Here is a 25042-nt window from a genome sequence, read left to right on the forward strand (position 1 = left end):
CCATCCGAAAACAAGGAAGTCTCCCATGCCTATCGCAAAGGGTTATGCTGCCACCGACGCGTCGAAGCCGCTCACGCCGTTCACCTTCGAACGCCGCGAGCCGAACGACGACGATGTCGCGATCTCCGTCAAATATTGTGGTGTCTGCCATTCCGACATCCACCAGGCCCGCAATGAATGGGGCTTCTCCAAGTACCCGATGGTGCCGGGCCACGAAGTTGCCGGCATCGTGACTGCCGTCGGCTCCAAGGTGACGAAATTCAAAGTCGGCGACCGCGTCGGCGTCGGCTGCTTCGTCGATTCCTGCACGACCTGCGCCACGCGCGACCTGGATTACGAACACTACATGCCTGGCCTCGTCCAGACCTATAACGACGTCGAAGCCGACGGCAAGACGCCGACTTTCGGCGGCTATTCCGACTCGATCGTCGTCAAGGAAGGTTATGTCCTCTCCTTCCCGGAGAATATCCCGCTCGACGCAGGTGCGCCGCTGCTTTGCGCCGGCATCACGCTTTACTCGCCGCTGCGTCATTGGAAGGCAGGTCCGGGCAAGAAAGTCGCGATCGTCGGCATGGGCGGCCTTGGTCACATGGGGGTCAAGCTGGCGCATGCCATGGGCGCTGACGTGACGGTTCTGAGCCAAACGCTGTCGAAGAAGGAAGACGGTCTCAAGCTCGGCGCTGACCACTACTACGCCACCAGCGATGCCGAAACCTTTACCAAACTTGCAGGCAGCTTCGACCTTATCCTCAATACGGTCGGCACCGCCATCGACTGGAATGCCTACCTGAATCTCCTGAAATACGACGGCAGCATGGTGCTGCTCGGCGTTCCGGAACATGCCGTCCCGGTCCATGCCTTCTCGCTGATCCCTGGCCGTCGCAGCCTTTCCGGCTCAATGATCGGCTCGATCAAGGAAACCCAGGAAATGCTCGATTTCTGCGGCAAGCACAACATTGTCTCGGAGATCGAGGTGATCAATATCGATCAGGTCAATGAAGCCTATGAGCGCGTCCTGAAGAGCGACGTCCGCTATCGCTTCGTCATCGACATCGCATCGTTGGCCTAAGCGTCACGGCGCAACGGCTTATAAGAAAGGGCAGCCACTGTGGCTGCCCTTTTTCATTCCTCGCGCATGGTTTCCTTCTGCGTGATCAGCCGGGCGCTGTGCTGCCGGCTGATATAGATCCACAGCCAGCTCCAGGCGACCGCGATGCGCCAGCGGGTGCCGATCAGGAAATAGATGTGGGCAAGGCCCCAGACCCACCAGGCGAGCCATCCCCTGAGCTTGATCCAGCCGAAATCGATGATCGCGGCACTCTTGCCGATCGTTGCAAGGCTGCCCTGATGCCGATAGCGAAACGGCCCGGGTGCCGGCTTGCCCGCCAGCTTCGCCTTGATGACCTTGGCGACATAATCTCCCTGCTGCTTGGCGGCCGGAGCGATCCCCGGCACCGGACTGCCATCCTCGCGCAGGACGGATGCGGTATCGCCGATGACAAAGATATCTTCCTTGCCCGGCGCCCGCAGCTCCTTGTCAACAACGGCGCGACCGGCACGGTCGGCCGGGATATCCAGCCATTTCGCCGCCGGCGACGCTTCGACACCCGCCGCCCAGACGATTGTGCGGCATGGCACGAAGCTATCGCCGATCGTCACCCCTTCCGCACTGCAGGAGGTGACAGGTTTGCCGAAGCGGATGTCGACGCCGAGCGCCTCCAGCGCCTTGAGAGCATAGGCGGACAGGTCTTCGGCGAAGGCCGCCAGCACCCGCGGCCCGGCTTCCACCAGGATGATCCTTGCCTTGCTGGTGTCGATGTTGCGGAATTCCTTCGGCAGCGTCGTCCTTGCCAGTTCCGAGATGATGCCGGCCAGCTCGACCCCCGTGGGACCCGCGCCGACGATGGTGAAGGTCAGGAGCGCGTCGCGCACCGCCGGGTCGCTCTCCAGTTCCGCCTGCTCGAAGGCCAGCAGGACGCGGCGGCGAATGGTCGTCGCATCCTCCAGCGTTTTCAGGCCGGGCGCCACCGGCTCCCATTCGTCATGGCCGAAATAGGCGTGGGTCGCCCCCGTCGCCAGCACCAGCGTATCGTAGGCAATGGTCTGGCCGCCCTTCAGCAGCACCTGATGCGCCTCGCTGTCGACGCCGACGACCTCAGCCAGCAACGTCGTCACCTCGGGCCGATCCCTGAAGAAGCTGCGGATCGGCCAGGCGATTTCGGAGGTGGCAAGCAAGGTGGTCGCGACCTGATAGAGAAGCGGCTGAAACAGATGGTGGTTGCGCCGATCGATCAGCGTGATGCGGACAGGCGCACCCTTCAGATCATTGGCGAGTTGCAAACCGCCAAAACCGCCCCCGACGATGACAACGTGATAATCCTGCATGGCGACCCCTCATGTCTGCGGTTCATCGAAAACGTAGAGTTGCGAAGGATGAGCGGCAATCATCTTTTATGCATGGCACCCCTGCGGCCGCCAGCTGTGATACAAATTAAGATGGTTTCGTCGACTGTGCTTGTTGGATGAGATTGAATGTTTCACGCGCCTCGGTGATACCAAGAAATTGAGGAGCATTTGAAAGCGCGGGAGTCCAGGCGCTTATGCCGTTGCGGCGGCCATAGCCAACTTGGGCATCGCTTCCAAAGCTGATTGTCCCCGTGCCATCGCCTCTCTGATCCAAATCAAGAGCCGGCAACCTCTGCAACGGCAAGGTCAGAAGCTTGGAAAACCAGCCTTCGCGCAAGATTATTATGCGCTGATCGCTGACCGCATACTGTGTCCTGGCGCGAACAAACGCATCCAGCGCAAAACGGCCGATGATGAGGTACAGGCCAATTAATATAAACGGCACGCCCCATAATCTAAAAAAGAGCGGAGCATTGGCCTGGCGCATGGCCATACTTTCCCAGAAGACTGCAAAACCGCCCCATATGAGCGAAAACGGCACTTGCAGCATGTCTTTCTTGCTAAACATGAGGCCTTGTTTCGGCCGGCCTAGCCACAACAACTTTTCACCGGGCAGAAAGTAGTTTTGAATATCTGCATTGCTCATTGCGAATTGCCTCCACGGCGATAACCACGCATGTGATTGTACAACCCAAAAGCACTTGCTCCCCATGACACCTTTAACAAGGTGATATGCAAAATCAGCACGTGATTGTGGCGAACTTACTGCGCATAGCCGACGGGAACGGAAGCACCGCTTTTCAGCTCTTCCATCGAGATTGACGCCGAAACATCGAACAGCTCGACCCTGCGCACAAGCTGCTTGTAGACGACGTCGTAGTGCTCGACACGGGGCAGAACGATCTTCAGAATGTAGTCGTAGTTGCCGGTCAGCCGATGCGCCTCGACGATCTCGGGAATGTCGCCGATCGCCTTGCGGAACGTCTCTATCCATTCGTCGGCGTGATGCGCTGTTTTGATCATCGCATAGACCGTCGTCGGTACGCCCATCTTCTCGCGGTCGAGCACGACGATGCGCCTGGCGATGTGGCCGCTCTCCTCCAGCCGCTGGATGCGACGCGAACAGGCGGAGACTGATAGAGCCACGCGATCGGCAAGTTCCGTCACCGATATGCCGGCATCTGCCTGCAAAAATTCGAGAATCTTTCGGTCGCGCTCATCAAGCATGTGCAGAAATCCTTATCATCACGCCGTCATTTTGCACAAAACATGAAATATGCGCAAATCATTGCAGATTCAATTGCAGGCATCACAAAGTTTGCAAACACAAGGCGCATGAATTGCGGCACCATTTCTCCATTCACAGACAAGAGCGGAGAACAGCAATATGCGCACCATAGGCCTGATCGGCGGCATGAGTTTCGAGAGTTCGGCGGTCTATTATCGCCAGATCAACGAAATGGTTCGCGACCGGCTGGGTGGCCTCTCCTCCGCCGAACTGCTGATGTACTCGGTCAATTTCGAAGAGATCGTGGCCTTGCAGAAGGCCGGGCGCTGGGGTGATGCCGCCGCCCGCCTCGGCGATGCCGCACATCGCCTGCAGACAGCCGGCGCCGAATGCGTGCTCATCTGCACTAACACCATGCATCTGATCGCGCCGGAAGTTGCCGCCCGCATTTCCGTGCCGCTCATCCACATTATAGACGAAACCGCTGCCACGCTGAAGGCTGCGGGTCGCGTCAAGCCGCTGCTGCTCGCCACGCGCTACACCATGGAGCACGGTTTCTATGCCGAACGCATGGCTGAGAATGGCGTCTCCATCATGGTGCCCGGCCCCGAAGACCGCACGGTGACCCACGACATTATCTTCAACGAACTCTGCGCCGGCGTCATCAAGGACGAATCGCGCCGAAAGCTGCATGACATCATCGAGCGTGCCAAGGCCGAGGGCGCCGACAGCGTCATTCTCGGCTGCACCGAGATCTGCCTCATCCTCGATCCGAATGCGCTGATCCTGCCCGGCTTCGACACGACGACCATCCATGCTCAGGCAGCCATCAATTTTGCGCTCTCGGACGAAGCTACCCGCAATAGCCGCGCCGCATAGGTAAAACCAATTTACTTGACTCAGTCCAATAGATGATGGACATCGTCTCTTATATCTGAGGAGACGATGTTCCATGACTGTTGCTGCAGAATTCGCGACCATAGATGCCGTCCGCGACTTCAATCGCTTTTACACGAACTTTCTCGGCGTGCTGAACAAGGCCTATCTCGATAGCCCCTATACGCTGACGGATGCGCGCGTCCTGTTCGAAGTCGGCTCTCGCGGTGGCGTCGCCGCTTCGACACTGACGCGCGAGCTACATCTCGATCCCGCCTATCTCAGCCGCATCGTAAAGCGCTTTCGCGAGGACGGGCTCATCGAGACGGAGCCCGACCCGAGCGATGCGCGCAGCCAGATCATGAATGTCACCGATAAGGGGCAGGCTCAGTTCGAGGAATTCGTCCGCCGCTCCCGCACCCAGATCGCGGGATATTTCGACAGGCTTGCCATCGGCGAGCCCGAGCGCATCGTCGAAGCGATGCGGACGATCCAGGATACGCTCGGCACGGACCAGGCCGCTGCGCCCCCTGCCATCATCCGCGCCCCGCGGCCCGGTGACATCGGCTGGATCGTCCAAAGTCAGGCGCGGTTCTATACCGAGGAATTCGGCTGGGATCATCGGTTCGAGGCATTGGTCGCCGACGTCGCGGGCAAGTTCCTGTCCAACTTCAATCCGGCAAAGGACCGGTGCTGGATCGCCGAACGGAGCGGCCTGAATGTCGGCTCCGCCATGGTCGCCGACGGCGGCAATGGTGTCGCCAAGCTCCGGCTGCTCTACGTCGACAAGGCGGCGCGCGGCCTCGGCCTCGGCAAGCTTCTGGTCGACGAATGCATCCGCTTCTCGCGCGATGCCGGCTATGACAAACTTTCGCTGTGGACCAACGACATCCTCGATATCGCTCGCGGCATCTATGTCAAAGCCGGATTCAGGCTCGTCGCAGAGGAAAGGCATCGTATGTTCGGCCCGGAATTGAACGGCCAGACATGGGAGCTCGACCTGTGAGCATCGATCGGATGCGGAGATAGACAGGGTAAGGGTTGAGCCCTATCCTCGATACATCCCTGATTTGCATCAAGATATCCATCCATGATCGCCAGCGCCGATATCCTTATCCAGCCCATCGCCAGCGAGCACATCGAAGGCTTTCACAAGGCGCTCGACACCGTAGCGCGCGAGCGGAAGTACCTGACATTGCTCGAAGCATTCCCGCTGGAAGAGACGCGTGCCTTCGTGCTCGGCATGATCGTGAAAGGCAATCCGCAATTCGTTGCTTTGGCTGGCAGCGATGTTGTCGGCTGGTGCGATATCAGCCGCCATACTTTCCCTTCCCATGCCCACGCAGGTCATCTTGGAATGGGAATCATCCCGTCCTATCGCGGTCAGGGTCTGGGCCGCAGGCTCATAGAAGCGACATTGCAGGCTGCCCACGATACCGGTATCGAACGCGTGGAACTCAGCGTCCACGCCGACAACAGCCGGGCCATCGCGCTCTACGAAAAGGTCGGCTTTGTCCGGGAAGGGCTTGCGTGCAGAGCCGTGCGTATAGACGGGCACTACAAGGACGCGATCCATATGGCGATCATTTATCAATAGCGGCAACGAAACCCGCGATTTGCCTTCGTAGGATGCCCATCGTGAGTGACAATTCTGTTGCAACGCAAAAATCCGCTTGATTTGGAAACGATCATTTCCTAAAAGAGTCGCATGACAACGGACACCATCGATATCGCGCCCAGACTTCGCGGCCGCCCCAGGGAATTCGATATGAACGCAGCGCTCGACGAAGCACTGCGGGTCTTTTCGGAGCGCGGCTATTATGCCGCCTCGATCAGCGAATTGACTGAGGCCATGGGGCTGACCGCAGGCAGCGTCTACAAGGCTTTCGGCGACAAACGCGGCGTCTTCCTGGCCGCTTTCGATCGCTATCGTCATGTGCGCCAGCAACTGATCGACGAGTCTTTGGCGAGCGCCACAAACGGCTATGAGAAGCTGCGCGCATTGGTGACATTCTTCGCTGAAGCCTCGTGCGGCGAGGTCGGCCGAAGAGGCTGCCTCGTCGTCGGCAGCGCGACAGAACTCGCGCTCTTCGACGAGGAGGTCGCCGGCCGCGTCGGCGTCGCTTTCGATTTTGACGAGCGGCGTATCCTCGATCTGATCCACCTCGGACAAGCGGATGGTTCCATACCACAGCATGTCGATGCCGAGGGCGCCGCCTGCGCGATGCTCTGCCTCACGAAAGGCATGCGCGTAGTCGGAAAGACCGGCCGTAAGCATGAAACAATGCTCGCGGTTGCCGAGGTCACCATGAAACTGCTGGATTGATTTTTCGCTAGAATTTCGGGGAGCCCACTCTCCTGCCCGCCCCCATCAAGGAATAGAGCCATGACTGCAAGTGCCGCCGCCAGGACCGAGAGCATGCCGCTCCCTGAGAAGACCATTTCGCCGCTGATGACCTTCATGTTCGCCGCCGCCTGCGGGCTGGTGGCTGCCAATCTTTATTACGGTCAGCCGCTGGCTGGTCCCATCAGCCAGTCGCTCGGCTTCTCTCCGGCGGCAACCGGCCTGATCGTGACCCTGACCCAGATCGGCTATGGTCTCGGCCTGCTGCTGATCGTGCCGCTCGGCGATCTTTTGGAGAACCGTAAGCTGGTACTGACGCTGGTAGCGCTTGCGGCGATTGCACTTGTCGGCGCCGCCCTCGCCTGGTCGCCGTCGCTGTTCCTGCTCGCCTCGCTCTGTATCGGCCTTGCATCTGTCGCCGTGCAGGTCCTGGTGCCCTTCGCAGCCCATATGGCGCCGGATGCCAGCCGCGGCGCGGTCGTCGGGAACGTCATGAGCGGCCTGCTCTGCGGCATCATGCTGGCCCGCCCGGCGGCAAGCTTCCTGTCAGAACTCCTTTCGTGGCACGCCGTCTATATCATCTCGGCCGCCATCATGATCGGTCTCGCCGTCATACTACGCGTCGTGCTGCCGACCCGGGTACCGCATACGAGGCTGCATTACGGTCAGCTGCTCTCCTCCATGGGTCACCTCGCCCTGCATACGCCGGTGCTGCAGCGGCGCGCGCTCTATCAGGCCTGCATGTTCGGCGCCTTCAGCCTGTTCTGGACGACGACGCCGCTCTTGCTGGCGAGCCCCGCTTTCGGCCTGACGCAGAACGGCATTGCCCTCTTCGCGCTCGCCGGCGCGGCTGGCGCAGTCGCCTCGCCGATTGCCGGCCGGGTCGCCGATCGCGGCTGGACAAAACTTGCCACCGCCTTCGCCATGGCGCTCGCCATCGTCGCCTTTTTTATCGGCCATGTCTCAGGCAGCGGTTCGCTGCTGGCACTGATCACGCTGACGCTCTCCGGCATCATGCTCGATTTCGGCGTGCAGACCAATCTTGTCCTCGGCCAACGCGCCATCTACGCGCTGAGCGCCGAACATCGCAGCCGGCTGAATGGCCTTTATATGGCAACCTTCTTTGGCGGCGGCGCCATCGGTTCGGCGCTCGGCGGCTGGGCCTATGCCGCCGGTGGCTGGAATCTCGCCTCGTGGTTCGGCATCGCCTTCCCGGTGATTGCGCTCCTCGCCTTCCTGACCGAGCGGGAAAAGTGATCAGGACGGCTGAGGAGCGGAAGCCCGCAGCCAGTCGCATTCGCTGAGGCCGGCGGCCGCGGAGGGATCGACCAAGGTGCCGGAAACGATCGCCGCGAGGATCTGCGGCGCCGGGGGCACCTTGGCGATGGTCGCCACCAGCCGGTCCCGGATCCAGGCCAAAGCGGCCGAATCCGACTGATAAAATGGCGTGAATGCCAGCGACAGCAGCTGAAACAGCCGCACATGCATCCGTCGCGCTCCGGCATAGGCAGAAAGTGCTGTTTCTATCGTGTCATGGCTCGCAAGCGCATGCGCCAGCGCCGCCACATCAAGCAGCGCCATGTTGGCGCCCTGCCCGAGTTGCGGGCTGGTGGAGTGAGCCGCATCGCCGACGAAGACCGTTCGCCCGCTATATGGTACTTTCACGGTGCGGTGCGCATAGCGCGCCAGCGTCAACTGCTCCCAATCCGTCACCTGCTCCAACAACGGCTCGCATTCAGGCCAGTAACCACGGATGGTCTGCTTCCAGCGGTCGAGCCCGCGCCTGCGAACTTCGTCGGCATCGGCGACCTTCAAGCTCCAGAACAAAGCCGCCTGCTTCGGCATATCCGGTTTTCTGCTGCCGATCGGCAGAACTCCGATCATCACGCTCGCCTTGTCGTAACGCTGCGTCAGCGCCGCCTGATCCACGAGCCCATCCGGACAATCGAGCGTCGCCCAGAAGGCACCATAGACAAGATTGCGCGCCCGCGGCGCCACCGGTGAAGCCGCTGCTAGCTCTGACCGCGCGCCGCTGGCATCGATGACAAGATCGTATGGTCCGAGACGCTCTGCACCCTCGACAGAGAGATAGCTGCGATCACCCTCTTCCATCACGCCTACGATCTTCTGTCCCGTGAAGATCGGGTGTCTCCTAGCGGAGACTTCATCGTAAAGCGTATCGAAAAGAGCCGCCCGATGGACGCCGAGCCCATAGCGCCCGCTCGGCAGCGCGTTATAGCGCACGTCGAGGACGGTGCGGCCACGGGTGGTTTCCGTGCCGAACAAGCGGTCGATGCGGTTGCCGGTTGCGTGGATGGCCGGGCCGAGCCCGAGTGTTTCAAGCACGGTCAATCCGGTCGGCTGCAACATCAGCGCCGAGCCGACCGGCGCCGGGCTGTCGAAGCGTTCGATGATGTCGGTCATATGACCGGCACGCGTGAGAAAGAGAGACGCGGCAAGGCCGGCAGGCCCGGCGCCGACAATGGCGATCGTCAAAGGCTTCACTGCGAGGCTCAGTCCGGCGATTGATCGAAACGGGCGCGCGCGGCGCGGACGGCGGCGTGATTGGCCTCTGCCCAGTTCAAAAGCTGTGCCAGCGGCTCGTAAAGCGAATGGCCGAGATCGGTCATCCTGTATTCGACGCTCGGCGGCTTGGTGGGAAACACCTCGCGGTCGACATAGCCGTCGCGCTGCAGGTCGCGCAGCGTCTGCGTCAACATGCGCTGGGAAATATCGGGCACCAGGCGGCGCAATTCGCCGAAGCGGTAAGGCCGCTTTGCCAACGTTTCCAGCAACAGCACCGACCACTTGCCGCCGATCTGCGATATCAAATCGCGCACCGGACAATTGCTGAAATCGAGATTGCTGAGGTCGACGTCGCGCAGCGGCGGATCTATGCTGCGCAGATTGACGACGGTGCTGGCGCTCATGCCGGTTCCCTTTTGGTAACTTGGAGCCGAAAAACTGCCTCCTTTACATCTAGAAGTCAATTCCTATTCTAGTGCTAGTCTCTTTTTGAGAGCAACCCAGACCCTTGCAATGCGCGGCGGTCAAACAAGGATAAAGACATGAGCAGCACTCTTCTCGTCACCGGTGCCGCAGGCCAGCTCGGCCAGCGCGTCATTCATCACCTACTGGAGACATATAAGGTAGCCCCCGGCCGCATCATCGCTGCCACACGCAGCCCGGAGAAGCTTGCCGATCTCGCCGCCAAGGGCGTCATCACCCGCAAGGCCGATTTCGACGATGCCGCCACGCTGCCCACCGCCTTTGCCGGCGTCGACCGCCTGCTGATCATCAGCACCGACGCACTCGCCGTTCCCGGTCTGCGCCTGAAGCAGCACACGGCTGCCGTCGAAGCTGCAAAGAAGGCTGGTGTGAAACACATCCTTTATACCTCCATGCCGGCTCCGGAAAACTCGCTTGTCTCCTTCGCACCCGACCATCTCGGCACGGAAAATGCCATCAAGGCGAGCGGTATCGGCTACACGATCCTGCGCGACGCCTGGTATTTCGACAACTATATGATGGGCTTGCCGCATAGTCTCGCCGTCGGCAAGTGGTACACAGCGACCGGCGGCGGCCGTACCAGCAACATCAGCCGCAACGATTGCGCGCTCGCTATCGCTGCAGCACTTGCCTCCGACACCACCGACAACGCGACCTATACGCTGACGGGCTCCACATCCCTGACGATCGAAGATGTCGCAAGCGTCGTCAGCAAGATCACCGGCCGTCCTCTGGAAGTCGTACAGGTCAACGACGAGCAGTTCGCCGCGGGCCTGACCGGCGCCGGCCTACCGAAATTCGTGGTCGACATGCTCGTCTCCGCCGACGCCAACGCCCGCGCCGGCAAATTCGACATCCTCACCAACGACTTCAACAAGCTGACCGGCAAGGAGCCGCAGACGCTGCGCAGCTTCTTTGAGGAACACAAGGCCGCATTGCTCGGTTGAGTTATTGGAGCGGCCAGGCAAGACTTTCTTTGCCGCAGCCTCAAGCATAGCCCCTCACCCCAGCCCTCTCCCCGCAAGCGGGGCGAGGGAGTTTTCACGCTCTCAACGCGAATTCTAACCGCGTCGCGTCGGCGAACCTGTTCGGTATTCATACAAGAAATACCACCAGCCGCTTCCCGGCGCTCCTGAAGACCATTTTGCGTGATTTGCGGCCCTTCGTTCACTGGCGGCCCTCCCAGCCAAACGCACCGCTGTTACGGGCACGCCCGGCAACGGGGCATGCGCGGCTCGCTCGGACTGTCGCCCGGTCAACTCAATCCCTCCTCTGCGAGCGCCTGGATCACGGAAGGCATCGCCTTCATGCGATCCAGGCAGTTCCGCAGATTTTTCGGCAGCTCGATGCCGCTTCTCGGCGCGGCCATCAAGACCCAGAAGAGATAGCAATCGGCGATCGTCATCTCGTTGCTCACCAGGAATGCCTTGTCGCCCATCTGATCGGCGAGAATGGCGAAGGCCTTCTTGAGCTTCTCGCGGGCGCGCTCCTTCTCCGGCTCTGGGAAATCCCTGAAGAATGGGTTGTAGGTTCCATGGATTTCGGAGGACATGAAGGCGAGCGCCTCGAAGGTCCGCCACCTGAGAATGCTATCGTCGGGCAGAAGTTTGCCGCTCTGTTCCGCAATATAGGCGAGGATGATCTGGTTCTCCGTGAGGATCGTTCCGTCGTTCATCTCGAGGGTCGGGATATAGCCCTTCGGATTGATCAACAGAAAATCCCGGCCATCTTCCGTCCTTTTTTCGCGGTTGATGCTGAGGAGCTTGTAGGGAAGCCCGGCCTCGATGAGCGCTATGTGATCGGCCAGGCTACAGGCGGCGGGATAATAGAAGAGATTCATCGTGGTCTCCGTGGGTGACCCCATCTCGATATTTCCGGGTCGAAAATAAGGTCTACAATGTTGACCACAGCCATTTATGAGACCAAGAAGTAACCGTCAAAAGCATATTTTTAGGAGCAGGTCAGATGGATGTGACCGGCACGCCCGCAGGAGCTGACTGCAAGGGGGTAAGCGAGATCCTCAGCCGCGTCGGCGACAAGTGGACGATCCAGGTGGTCGTCACGCTTCGCGCCGGTTCACAGCGTTTCAATGCAATCAAGCGGCAGGTGGGCAGTATTTCGCAGCAAATGCTGACGAGAACACTCAAGACACTCGAACGTGACGGCATGGTCGAACGCACCGTTCGCCATAGCACGCCGCCGCAGGTCGAATACACGCTGACACCGCTCGGACATTCCTTGTCGGAAACCGCGCGGCATCTCGCCGATTGGGCGGCAGCTCATCGAGGACAGATCGAAGACAACCGCCTTCATTACGACGCCCGCCAGCTTTGATGGATCCGCGATCCCGATGCTTGCAGCCGCTGATTAAACCGCTTGCCCGCAGGCTCGGCGGAAGCGCCGCACCGTTTCGGCCATGCCATATTCCAGCGCATCGGCGGTCAGCCCGTGGCCGATCGACGTTTCGGCAAGTTTCGGAATCCGCTTGAGGAGCGCAGGCAGGTTGGCAACCGTCAGATCGTGGCCGGCATTGACATCAAGGCCATTGGCGAAGGCGGCATCAGCTGTTTTGCCGAGCGCTTCGAGAATGACGGCAGCGCGTTCCGGGGCGTCGTAGCAGCCGCCGTAGGGACCTGTGTAAAGCTCGATGCGATCGGCACCGACCTCCTTGGCAATTTTCACGGCGTCGGCATCGCCATCGCCATCGGCAAACAACGACACACGGCAGCCGATCTTCTTGTACTTGGCAACGACGTCGATCAGCAGATCGCGGCTCTTGCGGAAATCCCAGCCGTGATCCGAAGTCGCCTGCGAGGGATCATCAGGCACAAGCGTCACCTGCTCAGGCTCTGCCGAAGCACAGAGATCGAAGAATTCGTCGCTCGGATAGCCCTCGATGTTGAACTCCGCCTCCGGAAATTCGTCATCGATCAGCGCCCGGATCTCGGGCAGGTCGGAGAAGCGGACATGCCGCTGATCGGGCCGTGGATGCACCGTGAGGCCGCTGGCGCCGGCAGCAAGCGCGATACGACCGAGCCCCGTGACGCTCGGCCAGGGAAGGTCACGCCGGTTGCGCAGCATGGCTATGGCGTTGAGGTTCACGGAAAGCTTGGCAGGCATGATCGAAATCCCTGATTTTCGAAGAGGATAATACCGTCGTTTTATGCCATTGCGGACAGCAAGACCAACGAGATTCGAACATCGACCCATGCAAAAGATTGATGAAGCGCTCGGCGGTCCATCACCGCCCAGTGACACCCGGACAGAGACTGGCCCTATCGCGGTTTGCACAGAAAAAAAGCGGTTCTAGCGGACGATGGTCAGCGTCTCGGCGGCGCGGGTGATGGCCGTATAGAGCCACCGTTCGCGCGTGTCGCGGAACGCCCAACTCTCATCGAACAGCACGACATTGTTCCATTGCGAGCCCTGCGCCTTGTGCACCGTCAGGGCATAGCCGTAGTCGAACTCGTCGTATCGCTTGCGCGTCGACCAGGGGATCTCGCCCTCGACATCCTCGAAGGCCTGCTTCAGCAGCTTGATCTTTGCGGCACCCCTGTCCATGTCGTCGTCTTCCGGGCGCACCAAAAGATTGATACCCGGTTTCGCCGTTTCCCTGGATGAGGTCATGACCTGCCAGAGTGAGCCGTTGAGCAGGCCCTTGGCGGGATCGTTGCGCAGGCAGACGAGCTTATCGCCGGATTGTGGATACTCGGCCGTAAAGCCCTTGAGCTCGCGCAGACGTTGATTGTAGCGTTTGCGGGTGCGGTTGGTGCCAACAAGCACCTGATCCGCCTCCATCACCAAAGGCTGCGTAACCTCGTTCTTCGAAATCACCTGCGCCGTGCCATAGTCGCCATGCATGATCTCCTTGCCCTCGCGCACATGCATGGCGAGTTGGATGATCGGATTGTCGCGGGCCTGTCGGTGAATATCCGTCAGCAGATAATCCGGCTCCTCATTGGTGAAGAAGCCGCCGCCGGAGATTGGCGGCAACTGACCGGGATCGCCGAGCACGAGGATCGGCGTGCCGAAGCTCATCAGATCCTTGCCGAGCGCCTCATCCACCATCGAGCATTCGTCGACGATGATGAGCGCGGCCTTCGCAACCGGGCTCTGCCGGTTGATGGTGAACATCGGCGCGATCGAGGTCTTGCCGGTTTCCTCATCCTCGACGGCCTCTTCGCCACGCGGACGATAGATGAGCGAATGGATTGTCTTGGCGTTGCTTGCCCCGCGCGAGCGCAGCACTTGCGCCGCCTTGCCCGTAAAGGCCGCAAACAGAACTTCGCCATCGACATTCTCGGCAAAATGCCGCGCCAGCGTCGTCTTGCCCGTGCCGGCATAGCCGAACAGGCGAAACAGCGGTGAACGCCCTTCCTTCAGCCATTTGGCCACGGCCTTGAGCGCTTCGTCTTGTTGCGGCGCGAATTGCATGGGCCGACTTGGCAGGATTCGGCCTCAGGAAGCAAGCCGTAAAAAAACACCTGGCGGGCGGGAATAAAATCGGGGCGGAGCGTGTCTCACATCCGGCAGCGCAGAATGCGAGGCCTGGACGAATACCCGTTCATCACCCGAGGAGAGATATCATGAAGACCGTGACATTCCTGGCTGCGCTCGCCGCGGCATCGGCCTTTGCCACAGCCGCCTTCGCCGCAGCACCGGTAAAGACAGTCGAAAGCGCCAAGGGCAAGGTTCTTGCCGGCGAAAACGGCATGACGCTTTACACCTTCAAGAACGACAAGTCGGGCGAGTCCAATTGCAACGGTGATTGCGCGAAAGCCTGGCCGCCGCTCATGGCCGATGGCAAAGCCAAGGCGGAAGGTGCATATTCCATCATCACCCGCAAGGATGGGATGAAACAGTGGGCAAAGGACGGCATGCCGCTCTATTTCTTCGTCAAGGATGCAAAGTCCGGCGACGTCGCCGGCGATGGCTTTAAGGGCGTATGGGATGTCGCAAAGCCCTGACGGGAGCGGAAAGGGCGCGGCGGCAATGCCTTCCGCGCCCGATAGTTTCGAGGCGGAGGTGCTGGCGCTCCTCCCCTCGCTGCGACGCTATTCGCGCAGCCTCGCCCGTTCCGACGCCGATGGCGAGGACTTGCTTCAGGACTGCGTGGAGAAAGTGCTGGTGCGGCGCGGCCAATGGCGCGGGCTGAACCTGCGCGGCTGGGTTCTCACCATCATGACCAATCTCTATCGCAACGGATTGCGCCAACAAGCCAACCGCAATTTCGTCGACATCGACGACAACAGCCATTTGCCTGCGACCGAGACGGACAGCGACCCGCTGCAACGGTCGCAGCTGGAAGCGGCCCTCAACAGCCTGGCCGAGGACTATCGCGCGGTACTGATGCTCGTCGTCGTCGAAGGCTACAGCTATCAGGATGTCGCCGGCATGCTTGATATCCCGATCGGGACCGTCATGTCGCGTCTCTCACGCGCGCGCCAGAAGATGACCAGCCTATTGAGCGCCGACAATGTCATTACGCTTCGGAGACCAAAATGACCGAACGCAACCTGACCGTGACCGAAGCGGACCTCCACGCCTTTGCTGATGGTTTACTGCCGCCGGAGAGACACGCGCAGCTGGAGGCATGGCTTACCGAGAACCCCGAAGACGCCGCTGCGGTCGCCGCATGGCAGGCCCAGAACGAGGGCATCAAAGCCTTGTTCCAACCATATGCGATATCGAAGGACGGCGATCCGGATCTGATCGCGAAAGGCAAGGAAACTTCGCCGAAAAACGAGGCAGCGCAGCATCGGTTTCGCCGCTTGACTGCGGTCGCAGCCGCGCTGACGCTCTTCCTTGCCGGCGCTGCCGCAGGCCATTTCGGCCCGGATCTGTTTGCGCGGCCTGAATTGCAATTGACCGCCATGGAAGCATGGCCACAGCAGGCGCATTCGGCCTTCATCGTCTATGCCAGCGAGGTGCGCCATCCCGTCGAAGTCGGCGCGGATCAGGAAGCGCATCTCGCCACATGGCTCGGCAAACGCATGAATGTCGCCGGCCTCAAGGTGCCGGGCCTGCAAGTGCTTGGCTTCCAACTCGTCGGCGGCAGGCTCTTGCCGATCAACGGCACGCCGGGAGCCATGTTCATGTATCAAAACGCCGCCGGCCAGCGCCTGACCGTGCTCGTCGGGCACAATACCGAAAATACCACGACCAGCTTCCGTTTCGCCAGCAGCGGAGATGTCGAGACCTTCTACTGGATTGATGGCAGTCTCGGCTACACCGTGACCGGCGAGATCTCCCGCGAGATGCTTCAGCAGGTTGCCGACGAGTGCTACAAGCAGTTCTCGTCCTAGACCAACCTTTAGGCAGTTGTTTTACGCAATTCCGAACGGAAAACCGCTGCGCACTTTTCCTGGAACTGCTCTAGCGCTGCGGATCGTTTTCCAGAACGATCGGCTTGCCGTGCGGCGTGGCCTCCGCCGCCCGCTGCCAGCTTCTCTGCAGGTCGGCGATCACGTCCGCATCAGCAATGTCTTTCGCCACCAGCAGGCCGGAGAGAGCCGCCACCCAGCAATCGAAATAATCGCTGCCGTCAGGCGCGCGGCCCGGTTTGTGCAGCTCGGCCGAAAGCCGTTCCGCCCATTCGCTCCAGGCAAACAAGCCTCTCTCATGCAGATGCACGGTCATGGCGAAAGCTTCGGCAGCCCACGGCTCGGGAAAAACCGGCGCGCCATCATCGGACTTCGGCATTTCAGGCGATTGCGCCAGAGGCGAGACGATCTCACAGGCGCTCAAGATAGCTCTCCCAGGCATCGATGGAGACCGTGAGCGAGGGATCGGCACCCTCGCCCCATATTTCCAGCGCGTCGAAGACAACGGTATAGACCCATTGCGGATTCTCGCCCCGGCCATGGGCATTGTCATCGGGGAACACGAAGGAGCCTTGTACGGCCTCGACCACGCCGGCCTTGGCGCGAGCATAACGCGGCAGCCTTGTGTGGCCAGTCGGATTGAAATTCCTGGTGCGCACGCGCTCGCCGACGGCAAAGAGCGGTGCGGAATCAACGGGCCGATCGCAAGGGCCACCCTTGTTGAGCGCCGCATCGACCATGTCAGCCTTCAGAACCCGCTTCGGCACCGCACCCTGCTGGAGAGAATGGCCGGTTTGCAACTCCTCGGCCGTCGCGAAACCATGCCGCTCCAGCAGCATGTCGATGGCTCGGGTCCAGATCTCGTAGTAGCTGGCGGCAAGATAGTTGGCCGGCGGAATATTCTCGCGCGCATGCCGGCTCTCGTCGATGCTCCAGGCCCCAAAGGCACCACAGGAAAGCGTGATGCCAAGAGCGCGTTTTTCCCACTCGGCATGGAAATACGGCTCGTTCGGTTCCGGCGCAACCGGGCCGAACCCCATTTGCCCGCCGAGATCATGCGGCCCGTTCATATCGCTGCCTCCGGGGATCTGGCGAGCGCCGTTCCGATCATGGCATCGCGGCTGACGAGATCGGCCAATTCAGCCTCGTCCAGACGCTCAGAGCCGGCGGGCCGCTGCGGGATGACCAGATAGCGCAGCTCTGCCGTCGAATCCCATACACGGATTTTCGTTTCCTGCGGCAGCGTCAGGCCGAATTCGGCCAGCACGCTGCGCGGATCGATCACCGCACGCGAACGATAGGCCGGCGCCTTGTACCAGACCGGCGGCAACCCGAGCACGGACCATGGATAGCAGGAGCAAAGCGTGCAAACGACCAGATTGTGCGTATCCGGCGTATTGAACACCGCGCGCATATGCTCGCCCTGCCGGCCGGTAAAACCGAGGCTCGCAATCGCTGCCGTCGCGTCACGCCGCAGCCAGTCGGCAAAGGCGGGGTCGCTCCAGGCCCTTGCCACCACCTGCGCCCCGTTTCGCGGCCCGATCTTCGTTTCATAGGTTTCGACGATGCGATCGATCGCCGCCGGATCGATCAGGCCCTTTTCCGTCAGCAGCGTTTCCAGCGCTTTCACGCGCGCCTGCATGTCGGAATAACTGTTGTCGTGATCATGGTGATGGTGGTCGTCATGATCGTGCATCATGGATCTCCCTATCGGATGGGACTCGAGCTTAAGCTTTAGCCAGACGGTCGCCAAGCATCTTCTTCATTGTTTCAACCGCGCCTGGATGCCGCAACCCACTGCCTTTGCTAGCGCTTTTGGCTAATCTGCCTGTCATGAACATTCTGATTCTCGGCGCAACTGGTTTCATCGGCTCAGCGGTCGCGGCGCGATTGCACGCGGAAGGGCATCTGGTTACGGGTCTTGCCCGCAATCCCAGCCGGGCGCGGATCAAATATCCTTCGATCACCTGGATCAAAGCCGATCTGGCGACGATGACGGATCCTTCGAACTGGCAAGTGCCGCTGAGCGGTCATCAGGCCGCTATCAATTGTGCAGGCGCGCTTCAGGACGGGCTTTCGGACGATCTTGCCGCCACACAGGAAAGGGCGATGCACGCCCTTTATGTCGCAGCCAAACAATCGGCGATCGACCTCATCGTGCAGATTTCCGCGCGTACCGATGGCGGCGGCAAGGAGCAACCATTCCTGACGACAAAACGCAACGCCGATGAGGCACTTGCGGCCAGCGGGCTCAACCATGTGATCCTCCGACCCGCCCTTGTTCTCGGCCGTAATGCGCATGGTGGTACGGCACTGTTGCGCGCGCTTGCCGCCATGCCCTTTGCCTTCCCGCTCATCCATGCCCAAAGCCCGATGGAAACGATCTCGGTCGATGATGTCGCAGCGGCCGTCTCAAAAGCAATCGCCGGTCAATTTCCATCCGGCGCAGATATCGATCTTGCCAACGACGATGTGTTGACGCTCCGCGAATTGGTCACACTTCATCGAAACTGGCTTGGCCTAGCGCCAGTGCCAGTCGTAGCTATACCGGCCGGCCTAGCAAGACCGGTCACATGGGCTGCCGATATCGCCGGACGGCTCGGATGGCGCTCTCCGCTCCGCTCCACCGCTATGGCGGTGATGTCCGAAGGTGTTCTCAGCCGTCGGAGTGCGCAACATCGTCTCAGCCAGCGTCTGACGACGGCGGCGGAGATACTCGACGCCAATCCTTCCGGCATTCAGGATGTGTGGTCCGCCCGTCTTTACCTGCTGAAGCCCCTGATGATCGCTGGCCTGGCGCTGTTCTGGATAGTGTCCGGAATTGTGCCAATACTGGCTCCGATCACCGCAAGCCGGCATTTCCTGCCCTTTATGTCTCAGGACATGGCGACGACGCTGACGATCGCAACCTGTTTCATCGACATGGCCCTCGGCGTGCTGATCCTGGTGCGGCCGTTCGCGCGCACGGCGTTATACGGGATGCTCGCGGTCACGCTCGCCTATCTCGCCGGAGGCACCTTACTCGAACCATCCCTTTGGCTCGATCCGCTCGGGCCGCTTGTCAAAGTCCTGCCGTCGATCCTGCTGACGGTTGCCACACTTGCGGTATTGGAGGAACGCTGATGCTGCTGGAGGAATTTCTTCGTCTCGCGCATGTCGTCGGCGCCACCGTGCTTTTTGGCACAGGCGCGGGCATCGCCTTCTTCATGGTCATGGCGCATCGCACCGGTGATCCCAAACTCATTGCACATGTCGCTGGCACGGTCGTCATCGCCGATACCATCTTCACCGCGACCGCTGCCATTCTCCAGCCGGTAACAGGCTATCTTCTGGCGCAATCGATCGGCTGGTCGCTTCAGGAGGGGTGGATCGCCTTGTCCCTGCTGCTCTACGTTCTCACAGGGATTTTCTGGTTGCCGGTCGTCTGGATACAAATCCGGCTGCGCAATCTCGCACGGTCCGCGTCAGCGGCAGGATTGCCGCTGCCCTCAGCCTATCACCGGCTCTACCGTGTCTGGTTCGCCTGCGGCTTTCCCGCATTTTTTTCCGTAGTCGGCATATTCTGGCTGATGCTCAATAAACCATCCATAGCGCTATTTTAGCATTGGCCAGAGACTGAGCACCAGCAGCACCGCCATTGTTATGTTGAACCATTTGAGGCGAACTGGGTCGGACAGCCAGTCGCGCAGCGCCGAGCCGAAGCCGGCCCAGGTCGAGACGCTCGGAACATTCACAGCAGCGAAAGCCAGGCCGACCAGCAGCACGCTGAAGAGATAGAGCTGCTCATTGGTGTAGGTCGCCATGGCGGTGACGGCCATCACCCAGGCCTTGGGATTGACCCATTGAAAGGCGGCGGCACTCATGAAGCTCATAGGCTGGGCACCGCTTTCGCGCTCGCTGAGGCTGCGCGACGTGCCGATCTTCCAGGCAATCCAGACGAGATAAGCCCCGCCGGCGAATTTCAGCGCGGTATAGAGCAGCGGCACGGTATGCAGAAGCGCGCCCAATCCCAACCCCACGGCAATCAGCAGCACGAAAAAGCCGACGCCGATGCCGAGCATATGCGGGATGGTGCGCCGAAAGCCGAAATTCACGCCCGATGTAAACAGCATCATGTTGTTCGGCCCCGGCGTGATCGAGGTCGTGAATGCGAACAGAAGAAGAGCCAGAAATGTATCCAGCGCCATAAAGCCTCCCCGGACACCGTATTGTGACAAGAACGGCCTCCAAAATTTTTCTCGTGATTCTTGTCATGCACGCCGAGTATGGCGACGCATGTCTGGCTGACACTAATTCGCGCGCAATCCGAAAGCCATAATGCGATTGTCACGGTGACATCAGCCGTGTCGATTGAAATCCGGCGGAATGAAACTATCCTTCCGCTCTCTGCAGTGAGGACATACCATGCGAGACCCCATTCCTACCGTCACCCTACCCTCCGGTGTCACGGTTCCCGCACTCGGTCAGGGAACGTGGAACATGGGAGACAATGCCGTCCAGGCCCGGGATGAGATCGCCAGCCTGAAGATCGGGCTGGATCTCGGTATGACGCTGATCGACACTGCCGAAATGTATGCCGATGGCGGCTCGGAGGAGATCGTCGGCAAGGCGATCGAGGGGCGGCGCGACGAGGTTTTCCTGGTCAGCAAGGTCTATCCGGCCAATGCAAGCCTCAGAGGTGCTGTCGAAGCCTGCGAGCGCAGCCTGAAGCGCCTGAAGACGGATCGCATCGATCTTTATCTGCTGCATTGGCGCGGAAATCATCCGCTTGCCGAGACGGTGGAAGCCTTCGAACACCTGAAGGCGGTCGGCAAGATCGAAGCCTGGGGCGTGTCGAATTTCGACGTTGCCGATATGGACGAGCTTCTAGGCGTGCCGAACGGCGGCAATGTCGCCGCCAACCAGGTGCTGTACAATCTTGCCCGACGCGGCATCGAATATGATCTGCTGCCCTGGTGCCAGGAACGCAGCATCCCGATCATGGCCTATTCCCCTATCGAACAGGGCCGGCTGACCCACCATCCGGATTTGATCCGCATCGCCAAAACCTACCAGGCCACCCCTGCCCAGATCGCTCTCGCCTTTCTGCTGGACCGCGATGGCGTGATAGCTATTCCGAAATCCTCGAACCCGCAGCGCATCGAGGAAAATCGTGGCTCCGTAGACCTCGACATTACCGACGAGGACTGGGCCGTCCTCGATGCCGCGTTTCCGCCGCCATCGCGAAAGAAGTCATTGGAAATGCTGTAGGCTCAGGCCGCCGCCCTCTGCTGCGCGACGATCAGCTCGATAGCCCGGAAGACGGCGATCTCTCGCCAGTCCGCCGGATCGCGATAGGTCGGATAAAGCGAAAAGGCGGCAGCTGCGATCTGGTCGACTGATCGCAGCTTCGTGCGCCTGCCTGCCAACGCCGCTTTCGTATAGACGCCGAAATGATCCTGCGTCACACCCCAGCCGGCATAGAAGGGTGCGGCGTAGCAGCGAACCGGAATGCCGCGCAGCAGCGCATCGAAACCGAACTGGCTCGAAACCGTCCAGACCTCGTCGATGACCTCCAGGATCGACGCCACCGAAACGGCATCATCGATCAGTACCGCCCCACCCTTCGCAGCAGCGTCAGACGTAAGATATCCCTTACGAAGTCCCGCCATGACATCGGGATGGGTGCGGATCAGGCATTGCGCACCGCTTTTCAGCCCATCGGCAAGCATCCGCTCAAAGGAGGCCTGCGAACCGAGCGCCCTGCCAACCGAGACATCGCCGACGACCTGGTCGACCAACAAAATGCGGCGCTTGCCCGTCCGCTCGACTTGGGGCGGCCGATGCGGCAGGTGATTGTACTTCGAGAGCCTGTTGAGAATGATCTGCTCTCGAATGGCCCGGCCGAGCTCGCCCGCCTCGCCGGCGCCCTCGATCAGACGCTCCAGGCGCGACGGCCGGCTCGCATCGACAGGTAGTCCGAGATCGTCAATGACGATGGAAAGCGGGATGGTCCCGGCCTTGCCGAGGCCGACGGAACGAAGAAAGCCGTCCTCCAGATGCCAGTGCGGCAGCCGACGAAACCGGGCGATCGCCGCTGCCGTCTTGGCCGGCACGCGACCACCCCAGGAAACGATGCCGCCTATGCCAGGCGACAGGGTGGATGCGAACTTCTGTGAACCGAAATAGTGACCGAGCCAAGGGAAGTCGTTACGCACGAAGAAGGTAGCGCCGAGGCGCATTCCGGCCGGCGGATGCCAATGCTTCTCGCCGAGATCAGGCAAAATTTCCCCGACGACGAATGCCACCCTTCTTACCCCGCTGCAAATGCGGCCATCGATCCGGCCCGAGCGTCGCAAAGGCTAGGCGACGCCCGCAAACCGGTCAACGACGGATAGGTATCACATACCCTGCGGGCCGCGATTCATCGCCGCGATGCCCGTACGGCATACCTCGATAAGACCAAGCGGCTTGATGATGGCGATAAACTGATCGATCTTCGACGACTTGCCGGTGATCTCGAGAATGAAGTGCTCGACGGTCGCGTCCACTACCTTGGCGTGGAAGGCGTCTGCCAGCCGCAATGTTTCGGCACGCAGCTCCCCGCTTCCGGTCACCTTCAGCAGCGCCACTTCGCGCTCGATCGGCCGCTCCTGGCCGAGTTCGCGAGCACGCACCGTGAGATCGACGACGCGGTGAACCGGAACGATGCGTTCAAGCTGCGCCTTGATCTGCTCTAGCACCTGCGGCGTGCCACGCGTTACCACCGTAATCCGCGACAGATGTGCCTGATGCTCGGTCTCCGAAACCGTAAGGCTTTCGATGTTGTAACCGCGACCGGAGAACAGGCCGATGACGCGGGCAAGCACGCCAGGCTCGTTGTCAACAAGCACCGAAAGCGTGTGGCTCTCCGCTGCCGCCGTTTCCGGCGAGATGAAGTAGGCGGAGCCCGTGGGTTGAAGGTGTGCGTTCATTGTCCTTGTTCCGTTTCCTCTGTTCTTGTTCGGTATGCCAACACGACATTGGTAAGCTCGACGGTCCGGGACGCGGCGTCTGCCGCGCCCCGGCCATTCGATCAGACCAGCTGACGGCCCTTGGCGTCGATGGCGTTGGCGACGGCTTCGTCGGTGGCTTCGTCCGGCAGCAGCATTTCGTTATGCGCCTTGCCCGAGGGGATCATCGGGAAGCAGTTGGCGAGATTGGCAACGCGGCAATCGAAAATGACCGGCTTGTCGACGTCGATCATCTCCTGGATCATCGCATCGAGATCGCCGGGCTTTTCGCAACGCAGGCCGACCGCGCCATAGGCTTCCGCCAGCTTGACGAAATCGGGCATCGCTTCCGTATAGGAATTCGACAGGCGGTTGCCGTGCAGCAGCTGCTGCCACTGGCGCACCATGCCCATGTACTGGTTGTTCAGGATGAAGATCTTGATCGGCGCGTTGTGCTGGATCGCCGCCGACATTTCCTGAATGCACATCTGGATCGAGGCATCGCCGGCAATATCGATGACCAGGCTCTCCGGATGGGCGATCTGCACGCCGAGCGCTGCCGGCAGGCCATAGCCCATGGTGCCGAGGCCGCCCGAGGTCATCCAGCGGTTCGGCTCCTCGAAGCCATAGAACTGCGCCGCCCACATCTGATGCTGGCCGACTTCGGTCGTGATGTAGGTGTCGCGATGCTTGGTCAGCTCGTAGAGGCGCTGAATGGCATATTGCGGCATGATGACATCGTCGCTCGGCTTGTAGGCGAAGGAATTGCGCGCGCGCCAGCGGGCGATGTTCCCCCACCAGTCGCCAAGACGATCCGCCGCAGGCTTCTGTGGCAGTGCCCGCCACAGGCGAACCATGTCTTCGAGAACATTGCCGACATCGCCGAGAATGCCGACATCGACGCGAACGTTCTTGTTGATCGAGGACGGATCGATATCGATATGGATCTTCTTCGAATTCGGCGAGAAGGCGTTCAGGCGGCCGGTAATGCGGTCGTCGAAGCGCGCGCCGATACAGACCATGACGTCGCAATCATGCATCGCCATGTTCGCCTCATAAGAACCATGCATGCCCAGCATGCCGAGCCAGTTCTTGCCGGACGCCGGATAAGCGCCGAGGCCCATCAGGGTCGACGTGATGGGGAAGCCGGTCAAGTCGACCAGCTCCCGCAGCAGCTTGCAGGCTTCGGGGCCGGAATTGACGACGCCGCCGCCGGAATAGATGATCGGCTGGCGCGCATTCTTCATCAGTTCGATGGCCTGGTTGATCTTATTCAGATCGCCCTGAACCTTGGGCTGGTAGCTCTTCTGGACATCATGCGCTTCCGGCGGCGTGTAGGTGCCGGTAGCGAACTGGACATCCTTCGGAATGTCGACGACGACCGGGCCTGGACGGCCTGATTGCGCGATACGGAAGGCTTCGTGAATGACGGCTGCGAGCTGGTTGACGTCCTTGACCAGCCAGTTGTGCTTGGTGCAGGGCCTAGTGATGCCGACCGTGTCGCATTCCTGGAAAGCGTCGGAGCCGATCAATGAGGTCGGAACCTGACCGGTCAGGCAGACCAGCGGGATCGAGTCCATCAGCGCGTCCTGCAGCGGCGTGACCGCATTCGTTGCGCCGGGACCGGAGGTGACCAGCATAACGCCGACCTTGCCGGTCGAGCGGGCATAACCTTCGGCCGCATGACCGGCGCCCTGCTCGTGGCGTACGAGAATGTGCTGGATATCGTCCTGCTGGAAAATCTCGTCGTAGATCGGAAGCACCGCGCCGCCCGGATAACCGAAGATGTGTTCGACGCCATTGTCCTTGAGCGCCCGCAACACGATCTCCGCGCCTGTCATTCGATTGTCGCTCGCCTGATTATCTGTGCCGGTCATACGTTTGT

Annotated in this window: 29 protein-coding genes; 14 read left to right on the plus strand and 15 right to left on the minus strand. The window is 60.6% G+C overall.

Annotation, left to right across the window (positions count from 1 at the left end; translation table 11 throughout):
• The first annotated feature begins 25 nt into the window (after positions 1–25).
• Positions 26–1069, plus strand: coding sequence for an NAD(P)-dependent alcohol dehydrogenase (locus AB8B29_RS09010; RefSeq protein ID WP_037202644.1), 1044 nt, complete (start codon positions 26–28; stop codon positions 1067–1069).
• 53 nt (positions 1070–1122) lie between these two features.
• Here AB8B29_RS09010 and AB8B29_RS09015 read toward each other — a convergent pair whose 3' ends face one another.
• The 3 genes from AB8B29_RS09015 to AB8B29_RS09025 all read right to left on the minus strand — a co-directional run bounded on the left by AB8B29_RS09015 (position 1123) and on the right by AB8B29_RS09025 (position 3633).
• The gene (locus AB8B29_RS09015) at positions 1123–2385 is read right to left on the minus strand and encodes an NAD(P)/FAD-dependent oxidoreductase (RefSeq protein ID WP_037202645.1); all 1263 of its coding nucleotides are present in this window, start codon (positions 2383–2385) and stop codon (positions 1123–1125) included.
• Positions 2386–2491: 106 nt separating this feature from the next.
• Positions 2492–3052: a PH domain-containing protein gene (locus AB8B29_RS09020; RefSeq protein WP_047557983.1), complete on the minus strand. Its 561-nt coding sequence runs from the start codon at positions 3050–3052 to the stop codon at positions 2492–2494.
• Positions 3053–3168: 116 nt separating this feature from the next.
• Positions 3169–3633 (minus strand): Lrp/AsnC family transcriptional regulator, encoded by a 465-nt coding sequence (locus AB8B29_RS09025; protein WP_047557986.1) that lies wholly within the window; start codon positions 3631–3633, stop codon positions 3169–3171.
• Positions 3634–3793: 160 nt separating this feature from the next.
• Here AB8B29_RS09025 and AB8B29_RS09030 point away from each other — a divergent pair, with 160 nt between their 5' ends.
• The 5 genes from AB8B29_RS09030 (at position 3794) to AB8B29_RS09050 (ending at position 8111) form a co-directional block, all read left to right on the plus strand.
• Positions 3794–4513 (plus strand): aspartate/glutamate racemase family protein, encoded by a 720-nt coding sequence (locus AB8B29_RS09030; RefSeq protein ID WP_113119322.1) that lies wholly within the window; start codon positions 3794–3796, stop codon positions 4511–4513.
• Positions 4514–4586: 73 nt separating this feature from the next.
• Positions 4587–5516 (plus strand): bifunctional helix-turn-helix transcriptional regulator/GNAT family N-acetyltransferase, encoded by a 930-nt coding sequence (locus tag AB8B29_RS09035; RefSeq protein ID WP_092574102.1) that lies wholly within the window; start codon positions 4587–4589, stop codon positions 5514–5516.
• 84 nt (positions 5517–5600) lie between these two features.
• Entirely contained in the window at positions 5601–6107 is a 507-nt protein-coding gene (locus AB8B29_RS09040; protein ID WP_113119324.1) for a GNAT family N-acetyltransferase, read from the plus strand.
• A gap of 111 nt (positions 6108–6218) precedes the next feature.
• On the plus strand, positions 6219–6836 hold the full coding sequence (locus tag AB8B29_RS09045) for a TetR/AcrR family transcriptional regulator (RefSeq protein ID WP_113119325.1): 618 nt from the start codon (positions 6219–6221) through the stop codon (positions 6834–6836).
• 60 nt (positions 6837–6896) lie between these two features.
• Complete coding sequence (locus AB8B29_RS09050; RefSeq protein WP_092574106.1) at positions 6897–8111, plus strand: MFS transporter; 1215 nt, start codon at positions 6897–6899, stop codon at positions 8109–8111.
• On the opposite strand, the gene AB8B29_RS09055 is transcribed toward AB8B29_RS09050, so the two are convergent.
• Positions 8112–9359 carry an FAD-dependent oxidoreductase gene (locus AB8B29_RS09055; protein ID WP_113119326.1) on the minus strand — a complete coding sequence of 416 codons (1248 nt, stop codon included), beginning with the start codon at positions 9357–9359 and terminating at the stop codon, positions 8112–8114.
• A gap of 8 nt (positions 9360–9367) precedes the next feature.
• A complete protein-coding gene (locus AB8B29_RS09060; RefSeq protein ID WP_113119327.1) occupies positions 9368–9784 on the minus strand; it encodes a winged helix-turn-helix transcriptional regulator in 417 nt (138 codons plus the stop codon).
• 138 nt (positions 9785–9922) lie between these two features.
• Here AB8B29_RS09060 and AB8B29_RS09065 point away from each other — a divergent pair, with 138 nt between their 5' ends.
• Positions 9923–10810, plus strand: a complete 888-nt coding sequence (locus AB8B29_RS09065; protein WP_113119328.1) for an SDR family oxidoreductase — start codon at positions 9923–9925, stop codon at positions 10808–10810.
• A gap of 308 nt (positions 10811–11118) precedes the next feature.
• Here the strand turns inward: AB8B29_RS09065 and AB8B29_RS09070 are convergent, their stop codons facing one another.
• Positions 11119–11703, minus strand: a complete 585-nt coding sequence (locus AB8B29_RS09070; protein WP_113119329.1) for a glutathione binding-like protein — start codon at positions 11701–11703, stop codon at positions 11119–11121.
• Between the two features lie 125 nt (positions 11704–11828).
• On the opposite strand from AB8B29_RS09070, the gene AB8B29_RS09075 reads away from it, so the two are divergent.
• On the plus strand, positions 11829–12197 hold the full coding sequence (locus AB8B29_RS09075) for a winged helix-turn-helix transcriptional regulator (protein ID WP_113119330.1): 369 nt from the start codon (positions 11829–11831) through the stop codon (positions 12195–12197).
• A 33-nt stretch (positions 12198–12230) separates the two neighbouring features.
• Here AB8B29_RS09075 and AB8B29_RS09080 read toward each other — a convergent pair whose 3' ends face one another.
• Together AB8B29_RS09080 and AB8B29_RS09085 are read right to left on the minus strand one after the other, a co-directional pair.
• Positions 12231–12983 (minus strand): pyridoxine 5'-phosphate synthase, encoded by a 753-nt coding sequence (locus AB8B29_RS09080; RefSeq protein WP_113119331.1) that lies wholly within the window; start codon positions 12981–12983, stop codon positions 12231–12233.
• Positions 12984–13169: 186 nt separating this feature from the next.
• Positions 13170–14297 carry an ATP-dependent DNA helicase gene (locus tag AB8B29_RS09085; RefSeq protein WP_037202659.1) on the minus strand — a complete coding sequence of 376 codons (1128 nt, stop codon included), beginning with the start codon at positions 14295–14297 and terminating at the stop codon, positions 13170–13172.
• Positions 14298–14449: 152 nt separating this feature from the next.
• On the opposite strand from AB8B29_RS09085, the gene AB8B29_RS09090 reads away from it, so the two are divergent.
• The 3 genes from AB8B29_RS09090 to AB8B29_RS09100 are packed head-to-tail and all read left to right on the plus strand — an operon-like array spanning position 14450 to position 16168.
• Positions 14450–14830 carry a COG4315 family predicted lipoprotein gene (locus tag AB8B29_RS09090; protein ID WP_047558010.1) on the plus strand — a complete coding sequence of 127 codons (381 nt, stop codon included), beginning with the start codon at positions 14450–14452 and terminating at the stop codon, positions 14828–14830.
• Positions 14831–14855: 25 nt separating this feature from the next.
• The gene (locus AB8B29_RS09095) at positions 14856–15368 is read left to right on the plus strand and encodes an RNA polymerase sigma factor (protein ID WP_047639906.1); all 513 of its coding nucleotides are present in this window, start codon (positions 14856–14858) and stop codon (positions 15366–15368) included.
• Positions 15365–16168, plus strand: a complete 804-nt coding sequence (locus tag AB8B29_RS09100) for an anti-sigma factor family protein (protein WP_037202662.1) — start codon at positions 15365–15367, stop codon at positions 16166–16168. The genes AB8B29_RS09095 and AB8B29_RS09100 overlap by 4 nt, the downstream gene beginning before the upstream one ends.
• A gap of 70 nt (positions 16169–16238) precedes the next feature.
• Here the strand turns inward: AB8B29_RS09100 and AB8B29_RS09105 are convergent, their stop codons facing one another.
• The 3 genes from AB8B29_RS09105 to nthA are packed head-to-tail and all read right to left on the minus strand — an operon-like array spanning position 16239 to position 17882.
• Positions 16239–16610: a nitrile hydratase accessory protein gene (locus tag AB8B29_RS09105; protein WP_113119332.1), complete on the minus strand. Its 372-nt coding sequence runs from the start codon at positions 16608–16610 to the stop codon at positions 16239–16241.
• Positions 16597–17256 (minus strand): nitrile hydratase subunit beta, encoded by a 660-nt coding sequence (nthB, locus tag AB8B29_RS09110; protein WP_047558016.1) that lies wholly within the window; start codon positions 17254–17256, stop codon positions 16597–16599. Before nthB ends, AB8B29_RS09105 begins: the two co-directional genes overlap by 14 nt.
• Positions 17253–17882, minus strand: a complete 630-nt coding sequence (gene nthA, locus AB8B29_RS09115; protein WP_037202665.1) for a nitrile hydratase subunit alpha — start codon at positions 17880–17882, stop codon at positions 17253–17255. Before nthA ends, nthB begins: the two co-directional genes overlap by 4 nt.
• Before the next feature lie 137 nt (positions 17883–18019).
• On the opposite strand from nthA, the gene AB8B29_RS09120 reads away from it, so the two are divergent.
• The gene (locus AB8B29_RS09120; protein ID WP_113119333.1) at positions 18020–19309 is read left to right on the plus strand and encodes an SDR family oxidoreductase; all 1290 of its coding nucleotides are present in this window, start codon (positions 18020–18022) and stop codon (positions 19307–19309) included.
• A 2-nt stretch (positions 19310–19311) separates the two neighbouring features.
• The gene (locus AB8B29_RS09125) at positions 19312–19788 is read left to right on the plus strand and encodes a DUF2269 family protein (protein WP_092574196.1); all 477 of its coding nucleotides are present in this window, start codon (positions 19312–19314) and stop codon (positions 19786–19788) included.
• On the opposite strand, the gene AB8B29_RS09130 is transcribed toward AB8B29_RS09125, so the two are convergent.
• Positions 19780–20373 (minus strand): LysE family translocator, encoded by a 594-nt coding sequence (locus tag AB8B29_RS09130; RefSeq protein WP_047639863.1) that lies wholly within the window; start codon positions 20371–20373, stop codon positions 19780–19782. The genes AB8B29_RS09125 and AB8B29_RS09130 overlap by 9 nt on opposite strands.
• A 217-nt stretch (positions 20374–20590) precedes the next feature.
• On the opposite strand from AB8B29_RS09130, the gene AB8B29_RS09135 reads away from it, so the two are divergent.
• Positions 20591–21436, plus strand: a complete 846-nt coding sequence (locus tag AB8B29_RS09135; protein WP_047639864.1) for an aldo/keto reductase — start codon at positions 20591–20593, stop codon at positions 21434–21436.
• A gap of 2 nt (positions 21437–21438) precedes the next feature.
• Here the strand turns inward: AB8B29_RS09135 and AB8B29_RS09140 are convergent, their stop codons facing one another.
• From AB8B29_RS09140 to AB8B29_RS09150, 3 genes are all read right to left on the minus strand, one after another.
• Positions 21439–22473 (minus strand): capsular polysaccharide export protein, LipB/KpsS family, encoded by a 1035-nt coding sequence (locus tag AB8B29_RS09140; RefSeq protein WP_047639865.1) that lies wholly within the window; start codon positions 22471–22473, stop codon positions 21439–21441.
• Between the two features lie 93 nt (positions 22474–22566).
• Positions 22567–23139: an acetolactate synthase small subunit gene (gene ilvN, locus AB8B29_RS09145; protein WP_037202670.1), complete on the minus strand. Its 573-nt coding sequence runs from the start codon at positions 23137–23139 to the stop codon at positions 22567–22569.
• Positions 23140–23240: 101 nt separating this feature from the next.
• Entirely contained in the window at positions 23241–25034 is a 1794-nt protein-coding gene (locus tag AB8B29_RS09150; RefSeq protein WP_037202671.1) for an acetolactate synthase 3 large subunit, read from the minus strand.
• Positions 25035–25042: the final 8 nt, after the last annotated feature.

The sequence above is a fragment of the Rhizobium sp. 11_C7_N12_5 genome (genome assembly GCF_051811145.1).
Taxonomy (GTDB): domain Bacteria; phylum Pseudomonadota; class Alphaproteobacteria; order Rhizobiales; family Rhizobiaceae; genus Rhizobium; species Rhizobium lusitanum.

Coding starts and splice junctions, on each gene's coding strand:
- AB8B29_RS09085 (WP_037202659.1), bottom strand. CDS start 14,297: ATGCAATTCGCGCCGCAACAAGACGAAGCGCTCAAGGCCGTGGCCAAA.
- nthA (WP_037202665.1), bottom strand. CDS start 17,882: ATGCACGATCATGACGACCACCATCACCATGATCACGACAACAGTTAT.
- AB8B29_RS09090 (WP_047558010.1), top strand. CDS start 14,450: ATGAAGACCGTGACATTCCTGGCTGCGCTCGCCGCGGCATCGGCCTTT.
- AB8B29_RS09100 (WP_037202662.1), top strand. CDS start 15,365: ATGACCGAACGCAACCTGACCGTGACCGAAGCGGACCTCCACGCCTTT.
- AB8B29_RS09075 (WP_113119330.1), top strand. CDS start 11,829: ATGGATGTGACCGGCACGCCCGCAGGAGCTGACTGCAAGGGGGTAAGC.
- AB8B29_RS09035 (WP_092574102.1), top strand. CDS start 4,587: ATGACTGTTGCTGCAGAATTCGCGACCATAGATGCCGTCCGCGACTTC.
- AB8B29_RS09020 (WP_047557983.1), bottom strand. CDS start 3,052: ATGAGCAATGCAGATATTCAAAACTACTTTCTGCCCGGTGAAAAGTTG.
- AB8B29_RS09030 (WP_113119322.1), top strand. CDS start 3,794: ATGCGCACCATAGGCCTGATCGGCGGCATGAGTTTCGAGAGTTCGGCG.
- AB8B29_RS09060 (WP_113119327.1), bottom strand. CDS start 9,784: ATGAGCGCCAGCACCGTCGTCAATCTGCGCAGCATAGATCCGCCGCTG.
- nthB (WP_047558016.1), bottom strand. CDS start 17,256: ATGAACGGGCCGCATGATCTCGGCGGGCAAATGGGGTTCGGCCCGGTT.
- AB8B29_RS09015 (WP_037202645.1), bottom strand. CDS start 2,385: ATGCAGGATTATCACGTTGTCATCGTCGGGGGCGGTTTTGGCGGTTTG.
- AB8B29_RS09120 (WP_113119333.1), top strand. CDS start 18,020: ATGAACATTCTGATTCTCGGCGCAACTGGTTTCATCGGCTCAGCGGTC.
- AB8B29_RS09150 (WP_037202671.1), bottom strand. CDS start 25,034: ATGACCGGCACAGATAATCAGGCGAGCGACAATCGAATGACAGGCGCG.
- AB8B29_RS09010 (WP_037202644.1), top strand. CDS start 26: ATGCCTATCGCAAAGGGTTATGCTGCCACCGACGCGTCGAAGCCGCTC.
- AB8B29_RS09095 (WP_047639906.1), top strand. CDS start 14,856: ATGCCTTCCGCGCCCGATAGTTTCGAGGCGGAGGTGCTGGCGCTCCTC.
- AB8B29_RS09045 (WP_113119325.1), top strand. CDS start 6,219: ATGACAACGGACACCATCGATATCGCGCCCAGACTTCGCGGCCGCCCC.
- ilvN (WP_037202670.1), bottom strand. CDS start 23,139: ATGAACGCACACCTTCAACCCACGGGCTCCGCCTACTTCATCTCGCCG.
- AB8B29_RS09040 (WP_113119324.1), top strand. CDS start 5,601: ATGATCGCCAGCGCCGATATCCTTATCCAGCCCATCGCCAGCGAGCAC.
- AB8B29_RS09130 (WP_047639863.1), bottom strand. CDS start 20,373: ATGGCGCTGGATACATTTCTGGCTCTTCTTCTGTTCGCATTCACGACC.
- AB8B29_RS09070 (WP_113119329.1), bottom strand. CDS start 11,703: ATGAATCTCTTCTATTATCCCGCCGCCTGTAGCCTGGCCGATCACATA.
- AB8B29_RS09135 (WP_047639864.1), top strand. CDS start 20,591: ATGCGAGACCCCATTCCTACCGTCACCCTACCCTCCGGTGTCACGGTT.
- AB8B29_RS09080 (WP_113119331.1), bottom strand. CDS start 12,983: ATGCCTGCCAAGCTTTCCGTGAACCTCAACGCCATAGCCATGCTGCGC.
- AB8B29_RS09050 (WP_092574106.1), top strand. CDS start 6,897: ATGACTGCAAGTGCCGCCGCCAGGACCGAGAGCATGCCGCTCCCTGAG.
- AB8B29_RS09065 (WP_113119328.1), top strand. CDS start 9,923: ATGAGCAGCACTCTTCTCGTCACCGGTGCCGCAGGCCAGCTCGGCCAG.
- AB8B29_RS09025 (WP_047557986.1), bottom strand. CDS start 3,633: ATGCTTGATGAGCGCGACCGAAAGATTCTCGAATTTTTGCAGGCAGAT.